8 protein-coding genes are annotated in these 12,425 nt (G+C 43.7%); 7 read left to right on the plus strand and 1 reads right to left on the minus strand.

What is annotated here, in order from left to right; translation table 11 throughout:
• Positions 1-219 precede the first annotated feature (219 nt).
• The 4 genes from Q7J63_RS02720 (at position 220) to Q7J63_RS02735 (ending at position 7,394) form a co-directional block, all read left to right on the plus strand.
• Positions 220-2,244 carry a glycoside hydrolase family 3 N-terminal domain-containing protein gene (locus Q7J63_RS02720; protein WP_304883856.1) on the plus strand — a complete coding sequence of 675 codons (2,025 nt, stop codon included), beginning with the start codon at positions 220-222 and terminating at the stop codon, positions 2,242-2,244.
• A gap of 26 nt (positions 2,245-2,270) precedes the next feature.
• The gene (locus tag Q7J63_RS02725) at positions 2,271-2,516 is read left to right on the plus strand and encodes a hypothetical protein (RefSeq protein ID WP_304883857.1); all 246 of its coding nucleotides are present in this window, start codon (positions 2,271-2,273) and stop codon (positions 2,514-2,516) included.
• Between the two features lie 177 nt (positions 2,517-2,693).
• A complete protein-coding gene (locus tag Q7J63_RS02730; RefSeq protein ID WP_304883858.1) occupies positions 2,694-5,693 on the plus strand; it encodes a TonB-dependent receptor in 3,000 nt (999 codons plus the stop codon).
• A 27-nt stretch (positions 5,694-5,720) separates the two neighbouring features.
• Positions 5,721-7,394 carry a RagB/SusD family nutrient uptake outer membrane protein gene (locus Q7J63_RS02735; RefSeq protein WP_304883859.1) on the plus strand — a complete coding sequence of 558 codons (1,674 nt, stop codon included), beginning with the start codon at positions 5,721-5,723 and terminating at the stop codon, positions 7,392-7,394.
• Between the two features lie 51 nt (positions 7,395-7,445).
• Here the strand turns inward: Q7J63_RS02735 and Q7J63_RS02740 are convergent, their stop codons facing one another.
• Positions 7,446-8,462: a LacI family DNA-binding transcriptional regulator gene (locus Q7J63_RS02740; protein WP_026333866.1), complete on the minus strand. Its 1,017-nt coding sequence runs from the start codon at positions 8,460-8,462 to the stop codon at positions 7,446-7,448.
• Between the two features lie 378 nt (positions 8,463-8,840).
• Between Q7J63_RS02740 and uxaC the strand changes: the two genes are divergently transcribed.
• The 3 genes from uxaC (at position 8,841) to uxuA (ending at position 12,425) form a co-directional block, all read left to right on the plus strand.
• Positions 8,841-10,238, plus strand: a complete 1,398-nt coding sequence (uxaC, locus tag Q7J63_RS02745; RefSeq protein WP_370691861.1) for a glucuronate isomerase — start codon at positions 8,841-8,843, stop codon at positions 10,236-10,238.
• A 12-nt stretch (positions 10,239-10,250) separates the two neighbouring features.
• Entirely contained in the window at positions 10,251-11,063 is an 813-nt protein-coding gene (locus tag Q7J63_RS02750) for an SDR family oxidoreductase (protein WP_019600183.1), read from the plus strand.
• 183 nt (positions 11,064-11,246) lie between these two features.
• Entirely contained in the window at positions 11,247-12,425 is a 1,179-nt protein-coding gene (gene uxuA / locus Q7J63_RS02755) for a mannonate dehydratase (protein ID WP_304883861.1), read from the plus strand.

Raw genomic sequence — 12,425 nt, forward strand, 5'->3', positions numbered from 1 at the left:
CCCAAATAATCTGTTTTTATTTAGGTTCAAGCCCTTTTAGGAATCCAGACACCTATTTTGGGTTCAAAAACCGAAATCGTTTCCGTAACTAAAAAAATTCAAATTTGACTATTTTCCATACTATTGTTTTATTTTAGTCAAGTATATAAAATTTAATTGTTCTTAAATTCAATTAAAAAGAATTTAATTCCATTCAGGAAATTACATATCAACGCCATTATGGACAAGCTAAAAATCAAAAAGACCCTTATCGTTACTCTTTTATTCATTTTCTCATTAGGGAACGCCACAGCACAACAATCCGCCCAGATCAAATTGGGATATAAGAATGTCGAGCTATTGGAAAAGGAGGGTTTCCTTTTCAAAGACTTGAACAAAAACGGGAAAATTGATGGTTACGAAGATTGGCGCTTGCCTGTAGAAGATAGGATCAGTGACCTTATCCAACGAATGACTTTGGAAGAAAAAATCGGTTTTATGCTGATCAGCACCACCCGGTTGGCGGGGGATTTTTCTTTCGAGCAAGGGGCTCCAAAGGCCGAGATTTCTAAGGGGTTCAATGAGAAAGACCTTGTCCAGGAAATGAACATGTTTACCAGGAAACCACTCCCCTATCCCATGATGATGGCTGCCGGCACGACCAAAGGGATTACCGAATTGCATTTGCGCCACTTGATCTTGCGGGCCAATACGTCCACAAAAATCATGGCGGAATGGAGCAACAATCTCCAGGAATTGTGCGAAAATTCCCGTTTGGGCATACCTGCAATCGTTGCTTCCAACCCCCGAAACCATATCACCGTGGACGCCTCCATTGGACTGAGCCAGGGCACAACTGTTTTTTCCAAGTGGCCAGGGGAACTGGGATTGGCGGCCATGCGTGATTTACCGTTGACGAGAGAATTTGCAGAAATAGCAAGACAGGAATGGGCAGCTGTCGGCCTCCGAAAAGGATATCAATATATGGCAGACCTCGCCACTGAGCCGAGATGGCAAAGAAATGAGGGGACTTTTGGCGAGGATGCAGATCTTGCTGCGGACATGATCCGAGAAGTGGTGTTGGGTTTTCAAGGGGAAAAATTAGGGCTTGGGTCGGTTGCATTGACCACAAAACATTTTCCGGGCGGAGGTCCGCAAGTAGCGGGACATGATCCACATTTTGTTTGGGGTCAGGATCAACATTATCCAGGAAACATGTTCGAATATCACCTCAAGCCATTTCAGGCGGCCATCGATGCCGGGACTTCTTCCATCATGCCCTACTATGCAAAACCAATCGGGACAGAATACGAGGAAGTGGCATTTGCTTACAATAAAGCCATAATCAAAGATTTGTTAAGAGATAAAATGGGTTTTCAGGGAATCGTCAATTCAGATACCGGTCCCATAGAAATGATGCCTTGGGGAGTAGAAGAACTTTCGATCCATCAACGCTATCAAAGAGCCTTGGAAAGTGGTGTCGATTTATTTTCCGGAACGGCAGACCCCACCCTATTGCTTGAAACGGTAAAAAACGGATTGGTTTCAGAAGCGCGCATTGACGAATCCATTGCCAGATTATTGAAGGAGAAATTCTTATTGGGCTTGTTCGAGGACCCCTTTGTGGATGTTGCTGCCGCCGAAAAAATCGTAGGAAATGCTGATTTTCAAGCCAAGGGAGATCTGGCCATGAGAAAATCCATTGTATTGCTGAGGAATGACAACCAAACTCTTCCAATGGCACCCAAAACGAAAGTTTACTTTGAATCCTATTATGACAATGGGCGAACCGACAATCCCATAACAGTCATCCAACCGACGGCCAACCATTGGGCACTGGATTTTGTGGGCTCAAAAGAAGAAGCTGATTTGGTCATCTTATGGTTGACACCCACTTTTACAAGCTTGTTCAATTCCACTGATCAGCCACTTTCCCTCAAATTGTCGGATTGCAAAATTGATGTAAACCATGTGAACAGCATCACCTCAACCAAACCCACAGTGGTCCTCATCAATTATACGAGCCCTTGGATAATTGAGGAAATCTATAATGAAAACGTGAAAACGGTATTGGCCACATTCGGCACTTCATCAGATGCCATTTTAGATATTATGACAGGGAAGTTCTCCCCAACCGGGAAAATGCCTTTGACCACACCTCTTTCCACTCAGGCGGTTTTGGAAAACCAATCGGATGTACCGGGACACTTGAAACCTTCAGGATATGCACTTTTTAAGTTTGGTGAAGGGCTTTCCTTTGATTGAAAAAAACACAAAAGAAAGGATTGTACTTGAATACCGATGACCGCTTCTGTTCTTTGATTCTGAAAAATATTGAACAAAATAAAACCGAAAAGCAGAAAAAAACAGAAGCGAATTTAATGAAGATTGGACCAATCAAAGCAGCTGATCCTTTGGGTAGACGGTCAATTGATAATTTTGCAGGTCAAAATCTAATTTATTCAGCGAAAATATTGCGCAATCGATTGCGTAATATTTTATTTTCTTTGTTGGACAGCACCACATATTTTCGCTAATTTATTGAATATTTTAAAAGAATTATACCTGAACATCTGCCTTCAGACAAATATACTTTTATTAAACACGACTTATAACAAATATAACACACCTTAAAAACACAAAAGGATGAAACAGAAAGAGTGAGGATTTCCATTGATCGCAAAAAAATTAACCAACCCAATAACCCAATTGACATGATAAAATTCATTTACCAAAAAATAGGAATCTTGTTATTCCTTTTTACCCTCAGCGTTCAGGCCTATGGGCAGAACAGGACCATTACGGGTAAAATAACAGATCAAAGCGGAGATCCCGTGCCAGGAACAACCGTACTTGTAAAAGGCACCACCATCGGCACCGCCGCAGACTTGGATGGTAACTATTCACTTAGCGCACCTCAAAGTGGCGTTTTGGTATTCTCCTTCATCGGCTTTGTGCCACAGGAAGTGACGATAGGAAACCAATCCATCATCAACATCAAGCTTGCCCTTGATCTCTCCGATTTGGAAGAGGTCATTGTCGTAGGTTATGGAACGGTCAAGAAAAGCCAATTGACAGGGGCGATTTCATCCGTGGGTTCAAAAGAAATCGGAGAGCTCCCCATCACGGATGCGAGACAGGCATTGCAGGGAAGAGCATCCGGTGTGGATGTGACACAGGCAGGAAGTAAGCCTGGGGCAGCGCCACAGGTAAGAATCCGGGGACGGCGATCGTTCAATGCAGGAAACGATCCCTTGTATGTGGTGGACAATATCCCGATCGCAGGGGGTATCAATGACTTGAATCCTCAGGACATCGTGTCCATGGAAGTTTTGAAAGATGCATCGGCCACCGCCATTTATGGATCAAGGGGAGCAAATGGAGTCGTCATCATCACCACCAAGAGAGGAAAAGTTGGGAAAACGGTGGTATCTGTTGATTCTTACTATGGTGTCAACAGCAGTTTAGGGAGAATTGAAAACTTCAACGGGGAAGAATTTGCTGAATACAAAAGAGAATCAAGAAGAGCCAACAACCAATATACAACTGATGAGGCTTTGTTCGAACCGAATGAATTGGAAAGCATCCGTCTAGGCAGAAGTTTTGACTACATTGATGCCTTGACCAGAACAGGAAATATCCAAAGTCATCAAGTGGGTGTATCAGGAGGAAGCGATAAAACAACCTTCTACATTTCCGGTAACTTTTTCAATGATGTGGGAGTGGTGAAAAACCAGGATTTTTCGAGATATTCCTTCAGAGCCAACATTGATCACAAGATCAATGATAAAATCAGAATCGGTACATCCACTTTAACTACTTATAGCGAAAGAAATGGGGAGAATTTCAATCCACTCGGTGGAGCTTTACAGGAAAACCCTCTTGGTAAGACCTTCAACGATGACGGCTCCATCAATTTCCAACCCACCCAGGATGGTTTAAGAACCAATCCTTTGGCAGAAATAGTACCAGGTGCCCAAGTTGATCTACAAAAACGCTATCGGATTTTCAACAGTATCTATGGTGTTTATGATATCGCACCAGGATTGTCCTATAGGATGAATTTCGGCCCGGATATCACCATCAGAAGATATGGAAGGTTTACCGGCCGTCAAACAAACGCAAGAAGAGGCGGAGATCCAACTGCAAGCATACAGGAAGAATTCCAGTTCAATTACACCTTGGAAAATATTATTTCCTACACAAAGACCTTGAAGGAAGCACACACTTTCAATTTCACAGGGCTTCAATCCTTGCAGAAAGACAACAGAGAGTTTAGCAATATCAATGTGTTAGGTGTACCCGCAGCATCACAGTTGTGGCACAGGTTGAATGATGCCAGTCAGATCACCAGTGTGGAAACCAACCTCATCCAATGGACATTATTATCTTTTATGGGCAGGTTAAATTATGATTATAAAGGAAAATACATGTTTACCGCTACCATGCGTGCAGATGGTTCCTCCCGTTTTGGTGAAAACAACAGATTTGGTTATTTTCCTTCTGTGGCCTTGGCCTGGAATTTAGGTGATGAAAATTTTATAAAGGACAATAACTTTATCGATCAATTGAAACTAAGAACCAGTTATGGTGCGATTGGAAATCAGGGTATAGATCCTTATCAGACGCAGCCTTTGTTGGCAAGAACTTCCTATGCCTTCGGAAACACTGCCGCTTTTGGGTATAGACCCAACACCATCGGAAATCCGAATTTAAGGTGGGAGACTTCAACCACTGCGAATGCCGGACTTGATTTTGTGTTGAGTCAGGGAAGAATCTCTGGTACATTGGAGTATTATGTGACCACTACTTCTGACCTTTTGGCTCCACAGCCCCTTCCGAATTCCACTGGATTTGGAGGTTTTACAACCAATGTGGGTAAAACCCAAAACAGAGGAATCGAACTTACCTTGTCTACCATCAACATTGATAGAAGAGGTTTCAGATGGTCTACTGATTTTATTTTCAACCGAAACAGGGAGGAAATCCTTGAATTGTCAAACGGTGATGATATTGGAGCAGGAAGGTTTATCGGCCAACCGATAACTGTTTTCTTTGATTGGAAAAAATTAGGGATCTGGCAAACCAATCAAGCTGATGAAGCACTGACTTTTAGTGACCGCGTCGGGGAAATACGCATTCAGGACACCAATGGGGATGGCAGAATCAATGCTGATGATAGACAGGTTTTGGGTTCCCCCGTTCCTGATTTCTCAGGTGGTATCACCAATAGATTTTCCTATAAAGGCATAGATTTCTCCTTCTTTGTTTTTGGAAGGTTTGGCTCGATGATCCAAAGTGCATTTCATACAGGAGGTTTCAATGCTTTGGCTGGAAGATACAATAACCTTGCGGTCAATTACTGGACGCCTGACAATCCAACCAACGATTATCCACGCCCGAACCAAAACCAAGAGTTCCCAAAATATTCCTCCTCACTACAATACTTTGATGGAACTTTCCTGAAAGTAAGGAATATCAATTTGGGTTATATGCTTCCTGCCAATGTGGCGGCCAAGCTGGGTATGGAAAGTTTGAGAATTTACAGCAGTGTGCAGCAGCCGTTTATTTTCTCGGAATATAGGAGAATTCATAAGGGTATAGACCCAGAAACATTTATTGATGGTGAGCAAGGCGTAGAAGGTGGGGTCATCAACTCCAACATTGCACCTGCAGTGACGCAGTATACTTTTGGTATCAACGCCCGTTTCTAATTGTCAAAATTTAAAACACCTGAAAAAATGAAAAATTTAATTATATATAATTCTATAAAAAGATATTCCCGAATAGGAATACTGGGATTGGCTTTGATGGGCACTCAGGCCTGTGAGGATATCCTGGAGGAAAATGTAATCTCGAATGTGGGAAACAATTACCTCAACACAGCCAGCGGTTTAAATGACGGTGTCAATGCGGCCTACAGTTCCATAAGGGCTTGGTACGGCACGGAAAGAGGTAATAATTTCAGTGTTTTTGGTACGGATACCTATACCAATGGTGCAGATGGTTCTTTCAAATTCATGAACTTCTACACCTCTGACTTTGACAGTCAGAATGCACATGCAAGAGAATTATGGGATCAGTTTTACCAAGGCATCAATACCTGCAATGCGGTGATCGAAAGAGCCCCCAATGTGACGGGCTTGTCAGAAACAATCCGAAAGCAAAGGGTCGCTGAAGTCAAATTCATCAGGGCGCATCATTACTTTATCATGACCCAACTATTCGGGGGAATAGACCTTCAGTTGTCCGAATCGGTGATTCCTTCCAATCAGGTAAGTCGGGCGACCGTCCCGCAGATGTATGCGGCAATCATCAAAGATTTGGAAGAAGCCATTCCTGATCTGGAGCCACTTTCCAAATCTGCAAATTATGGAAGAGTCACACGCCCAGCTGCGGAAAATCTATTGGGTAAGGTGTACATCACCAAAGCTACCTCAGAAGCAGCAGCCAATGATGATTATGCCAAGGCGGAACCTTTGTTCCAGAAAGTGATCAGCGACTATAGTTTTAGATTACTGAATAACTTTGCAGATGTTCATGCTTTTGGGAATGAAACCAATGACGAGATTATCTTTTCGGCCCAATATACCAGAAGCCCTCTGACCAATGGTGGGGGAAACAATTCACATGTTTTTTTCCTGATGGAATACGATGTGCAGCCGGGTATGAGAAGGGATACTCAGAATGGAAGACCCTTCAAAAGGTTTAAGCCCACCAATTACACCTTGAACGTTATTTTTGCAGACCGCGTAAATGACAGCAGATACCAAGGATCCTTCAAACAAGTCTATTTGTCCAACAATCCGGGAACCTTCAACACCAATTTCGACAAGTCAAAACCAACGGTTAATTTTTCCTTAGGCGACACGGCGATTTATGATCCAGGCTTTGAAATGAGTGAATCCGAAAGGGCAAAAAAACCCTATCAGGTCTTGGTACCAAGCAGATACGATGAGCGTTTATTTCCGGCCCTTAAAAAGCATCTGGATCCGGGAAGAGTCGATTTGACCCAATTTGAAGGTGGTCGGCATTATATAGGCATGAGATTAGGAGAAACCTATCTGTTGCTGGCTGAAGCCCAGTTGAAGTTGAATAAGATAGCTGAAGCCACGGCAAATGTGAATGCTGTAAGAACCAGAGCTGCTTTTCCGGGAAAAGAAGCCTCCATGCTGATCACTCCAGCCCAGATGACCATGGAAATGATCATTGAAGAAAGAGCGCGTGAGCTTTTGGGTGAGCAGCACAGATGGCTGGATCTTAAAAGATGGGGAATCCTTTTGGATCGCGTAAAATTGCACAATCCACAGGCAACAGGTATTCAGCCATTCCATGTCTTGCGTCCAATTCCACAAAACCAAATAGATAGAACAGAAGGCAATGCCAGCAGTTTCCCCCAAAACCCTGGTTATTGATTAGATCATATTGCATTAAAAAAAGGCCTTTCGAAAGATTGGCCTTTTTTTTTATCCTTTGGAGGATTCCCTGATATGGATTTTGGAGGGCAGTACAATTACTTTGTTTTCCAAATCGGGTTGATTTTTCCGAGTCAGTTTTTTCATCAGCAATTTTGCACATTCCAGACCGATTTCGTAAGCAGGCTGAGAGATGGTGGTCAAGGGAGGATTCAACAATTCGGCAATCCGCATATTGGAAAAGCTGACCATTTTGAGGTCCTGTGGGATTCTTAACTTTGTTTTTCGGATGGCATGATACGTGGCAATGGCCAGCTTTTCGACGGAGGCCAAAATCCCGTCCGGCCGCTCCATGCTGTACAAGAGCGCCGTCATCTGCTGGATATTTGCTTCCTCGGATTGTGAACACTGGATGACCCAATCTTCGGCAAAAGGCAAATTATGGTCCATCAAAGCTTGACGGTATCCTTTCAGGCGCTCTCTACCTATCGAGATTTCTTTGGACAACAATAAGAAAAATATTTTTTTGCATCCCCCTTCGATCAAGTGAACGGCTGCCTGATAGCCGGTTTCATAATCATTGGTAATGAATTTTGTCGTTGGGATTTCTTGGCATATTCGGTCAAAAAATATCAGTGGAATGTCTTTTTGATGCAACATCTCCAAATGGTCGATCGTGGAGGTCTGGCTGGATACCGACATCACGATGGCATCTACCCTCCCATTCAATAAAAAAGAAATGATCTTTCGCTCTTTTTCAACATCCTCATGCGAATTGTACACCAAAAGATGATAACCCAATTCTTGTGTGATGTCCTCGATTCCGTCGATTACCTGGCTGAAGAAGTTGTTGATCCTTTCTGGAATGATCACTGCAATGGTTTTGCTTTTGTGATTCCTCAGACTTCTCGCGTAGGGATTGGGCTGGTAATTGAGTTCTTTCGCAAGGGCTTTCACCTTGATTTTGGTGGGTTCGCTGATTTCATAACTGTCATTGAGCGCCCTCGAAACGGTCGAGGGGGACATTTTTAATCTCTCAGCTAAATATTTGATGTTGATTTCGTTCATTCTGTGTTTTTCTTTGCCCAAAATCACTGATAGTGGACATCCTTTTCTGGAATATCTTCTTTAAATCTTGTGAAATTAAAGCTAAAAATCAAATCTATCGCTGCACAAGGTTGTAAACGCTGTCAAAAACAATCGGTGGAAACCTTTTCTTCATATGATTGAGCATACCCGAATACCTGACGATTTTAAAGTCAAGGACCTAGGTGTCCCCTGAAATCTGAAAGAATCATAAACAAGAGAAGTACTAGTTTACGGAATCGATTGCATGATAAATTACAGCCCTTTGGCGGGAAAAGCAGCGTAAATTCGTTAAAATTATACCTTAACAAACCTTTATAACCTATGAGGATTTCAAATAGCCGCACCCAAAAGGGCTTCATGGATGAAGATTTCTTGTTGGAAAGTGAATTTTCCAAAATCCTGTACCACGAATACGCCAAAGACCAACCGATCATAGACTACCACAACCACTTATCGCCCATAGACATACACCAAAACCGAGTATTTGACAACATTTCTCAAATTTGGTTGGCGGGAGATCATTACAAATGGAGGGCCATGAGAACCTTGGGCATTCCCGAGCATTTCATCACCGGAAATGCCTCTGATGAAGAAAAATTCGAAAAGTGGGCCTACACCCTACCCTATACTTTAAGAAATCCGCTTTACCATTGGACCCACCTGGAGCTTAAGCGGTATTTCGGCATCACCGAATCCCTGAACCCTGACAATGCAAAGGAAATTTATGACTACACTTCCAAAATCATCGCCAGCCCGGAAAGCAGCAGCCAGATGTTGCTGAAGAAAATGAATGTGGAGATTGTCTGCACCACAGACGATCCTGCGGATGACCTGCAGGCGCACCAGGATTTCAAAAAATCAGGAAATGCCCTTGGGATGTTCCCGGCCTTTAGACCCGATAAGTCTTTTGCGGTCGAGAATCCGGATCAATATGTCCTTTACCTCGACAAACTGGCTTCCGCATCAAAAGTCAAAATCAATACCTATCAAGATTTACTGGAAGCGCTACAGCAGCGGGTGGATTATTTCCATCTCCATGGGGGAAGACTAGCCGATCATGGATTGGAAAGACTTTATTATTTTGAGAAAAACACCTTTGGCATCGAGGATTTATTTAAAAAAGCCAAAGATGGACTGCCCCTTTCAGACATTGAAATCCAGTTTTTCAAATTCAAAACCTTGTTGGAATTGGCAAAAATGTACCATGGAAAAGGTTGGACACAGCAATACCATTTGGGCGCATTAAGAAATGCCAATTCCCGAATGTTGCAGCTGCTGGGCCCCGACTCGGGTTTTGATTCCATCGGGGATTTTAACCAAGCCTATCCCCTTGCCAAATTCCTGAATGAATTGGACAAAACAGATCAGTTGGCCAAAACCGTCCTGTACAACCTCAATCCCAAGGACAACGAGATCTTTGCGACCATGGCCGGGAATTTCAGCAGCAGTGCTTTCAAAGGAAAAATACAGTTCGGATCGGGTTGGTGGTACCTCGACCAAAAAGACGGAATGGAAAGACAAATGAATACCCTTTCCAATATGGGAATGATCAGTTGCTTTGTGGGAATGCTGACGGATTCCAGGAGCTTTTTGTCTTTCCCAAGACACGAATATTTCCGCAGGATCCTTTGCAATCTTTTCGGAAAAGATGTCGAAAACGGAGAATTGCCGGCGGACGAAAAATGGCTGGGCAAAATCATTTCAGATATTAGCTACCACAATGCAAAATCATACTTTAACTTTCCAAAAGAATAAAAACATATTTTCATGCCTCTATTTTCAATTGAAAACAAAAAAATCATCGTAACCGGAGCCACTGGTGTCTTGGGAAAGGCAATGGCGCAGCATCTTGCAGCCGAAGGCGCAGATGTCATCGTACTCGGCCGAAACGCCGAAAAAGTAAATGAATTTGTCGGTGAATTGACAGCTTCTGGGGGAAAAGCCTTGGGCATTATCGCTGATGTCACCCAAGAATCCGATCTCCAACATGCAGCACAAAAAATCAAAGACACCCACGGGACCGTTGATGTCCTCATCAATGTGGCCGGAGGAAACATGCCTGGCGCAGTCGTCAGACCTGATCAGACCGTAGCAGACTTGTCCGCAGAGGATGTCAAAAAAGTCATGGACCTCAATTATCTTGGGACTTTTCTCCCCATAAAAGCATTCCTTCCCCTGATGCTGCCCAATGACAAAGGAAATATCATCAACATCTCCTCCATGGCTGCTTCCCGCCCCATGACACGGGTGTTGGGTTATGCCTCCGCCAAAGCAGCGATCGACAACCTGACCAAGTGGATGGCTGTGGAACTCAACCAAAAACATGGCGCAGGATTCAGGGTCAATGCCATAGCGCCGGGTTTTTTCCTGACGGAACAAAACCGTACGCTCCTCACTGAAACAGACGGAAGTCTTACACAGCGGGGAAACCAGATTATCAGTCATACCCCAATGGGCCGATTTGGAAATCCTGAGGATCTACTCGGCGTGCTCCAGTGGCTTTGCAGCGATGCTTCTCTGTTTGTCACTGGGACCATCATCCCGATCGACGGTGGATTCAGTGCGTATAGCGGCGTTTAGATGAATAAAGTAAAACAGTAAAAACCCTTGAGATCTAGGCCTTAGGCAAAAATTGAATTTGAGTCACAGAAAAAGCGGATTTGAGGGCCCAGAGAATAAATTCAATTCTACCTTATTTCTGCATGATTTCGAGACTATTTCGCCCTTCTTCTTTCCTATTTCCAATCAAAAAACAATGAACCCATGACATATAAAATGGAACAAACCATGCGCTGGTATGGGCCCAATGATCCCGTCAGCTTGGCGGATATCAGGCAAACCGGTGCCACAGGGATCGTCAATGCCCTCCACCACATTCCCAATGGTGAAGTCTGGACAAAGGAGGAAATCCAAAAAAGGAAATCCCTGATTGAAGCGGCTGGCTTGGTATGGTCAGTGGTGGAATCTGTGCCCGTACACGAGCAGATCAAAACCCGATCAGGAAAATTCCAAACCTACATCAACGCCTATAAAACCACCTTGGAAAACCTGGCTTCGGCGGGAATCCATACGGTTTGCTATAATTTTATGCCGATTCTGGACTGGACCAGGACCAACTTGTCCTTCACCCTCCCGAATGGTGCTAAAGCCCTTCGATTTGAAAAGAATGCAATTATGGCATTTGATCTTTTCATCCTCAAAAGGCCAAATGCTGAAAAGGAATATTCTCAGGAAGAATTGATCAGAGCAAAGGCTTATTTTGAAGGTTTGCCAGAAGACGAAAAAGACCTGATCGTCACCAACGTGATCAAGGGACTTCCGGGATCTGAGGAAGGCTATACGGTGGAGCAATTCCAAGAAGCACTCAATACCTATCAGGGGATTGATCGGGCAAAATTGGCCGACAACTTACGCCTGTTTTTGGATGAGATCATCCCAGTTGCAGAAAAAAACCGTGTGTACATGGCGATCCATCCAGATGATCCGCCATTTGATATTTTCGGTTTGCCCAGGGTGCTCAGTACCGCCAATGATGTAAGAAGATTGCTAAAGGACAATCCAAGTCCCTACAATGGCTTGACCTTTTGCACAGGTTCTTTTGGTGTCAGGGCTGACAATGACCTGCCGGCGATGGTGGATGAATTTGGCGACCATATTCATTTTATCCATTTGAGAAGTACCAAAAGGGATGCTGAGGGAAATTTTCACGAAGACAACCACTTGGAAGGCGATGTGCCGATGGTGGAGGTCATCCAGGAAATCCTCAAAATCCAGCAAAAAAGGCAAAAATCCCTTCCCATGCGTCCCGATCACGGTCACCAAATGCTGGATGATCTGAAGAAGACCACCAACCCAGGCTATTCGGCCATCGGAAGGTTAAAGGGATTGGCCGAAATCAGGGGTGTGGAAGAAGGATTGCTTTTTGTGTTGGAGAAAAAATAG

Origin of the sequence: Rhodonellum sp. (assembly GCF_030656585.1) — a bacterium.
GTDB lineage: Bacteria > Bacteroidota > Bacteroidia > Cytophagales > Cyclobacteriaceae > Rhodonellum > Rhodonellum psychrophilum.

What these genes read in the sequence shown, in the direction of transcription:
- Q7J63_RS02720 (WP_304883856.1), top strand. Translation starts at nt 220, where the DNA reads ATGGACAAGCTAAAAATCAAAAAGACCCTTATCGTTACTCTTTTATTC.
- Q7J63_RS02730 (WP_304883858.1), top strand. Translation starts at nt 2,694, where the DNA reads ATGATAAAATTCATTTACCAAAAAATAGGAATCTTGTTATTCCTTTTT.
- Q7J63_RS02735 (WP_304883859.1), top strand. Translation starts at nt 5,721, where the DNA reads ATGAAAAATTTAATTATATATAATTCTATAAAAAGATATTCCCGAATA.
- Q7J63_RS02740 (WP_026333866.1), bottom strand. Translation starts at nt 8,462, where the DNA reads ATGAACGAAATCAACATCAAATATTTAGCTGAGAGATTAAAAATGTCC.
- uxaC (WP_370691861.1), top strand. Translation starts at nt 8,841, where the DNA reads ATGGATGAAGATTTCTTGTTGGAAAGTGAATTTTCCAAAATCCTGTAC.
- Q7J63_RS02750 (WP_019600183.1), top strand. Translation starts at nt 10,251, where the DNA reads ATGCCTCTATTTTCAATTGAAAACAAAAAAATCATCGTAACCGGAGCC.
- uxuA (WP_304883861.1), top strand. Translation starts at nt 11,247, where the DNA reads ATGACATATAAAATGGAACAAACCATGCGCTGGTATGGGCCCAATGAT.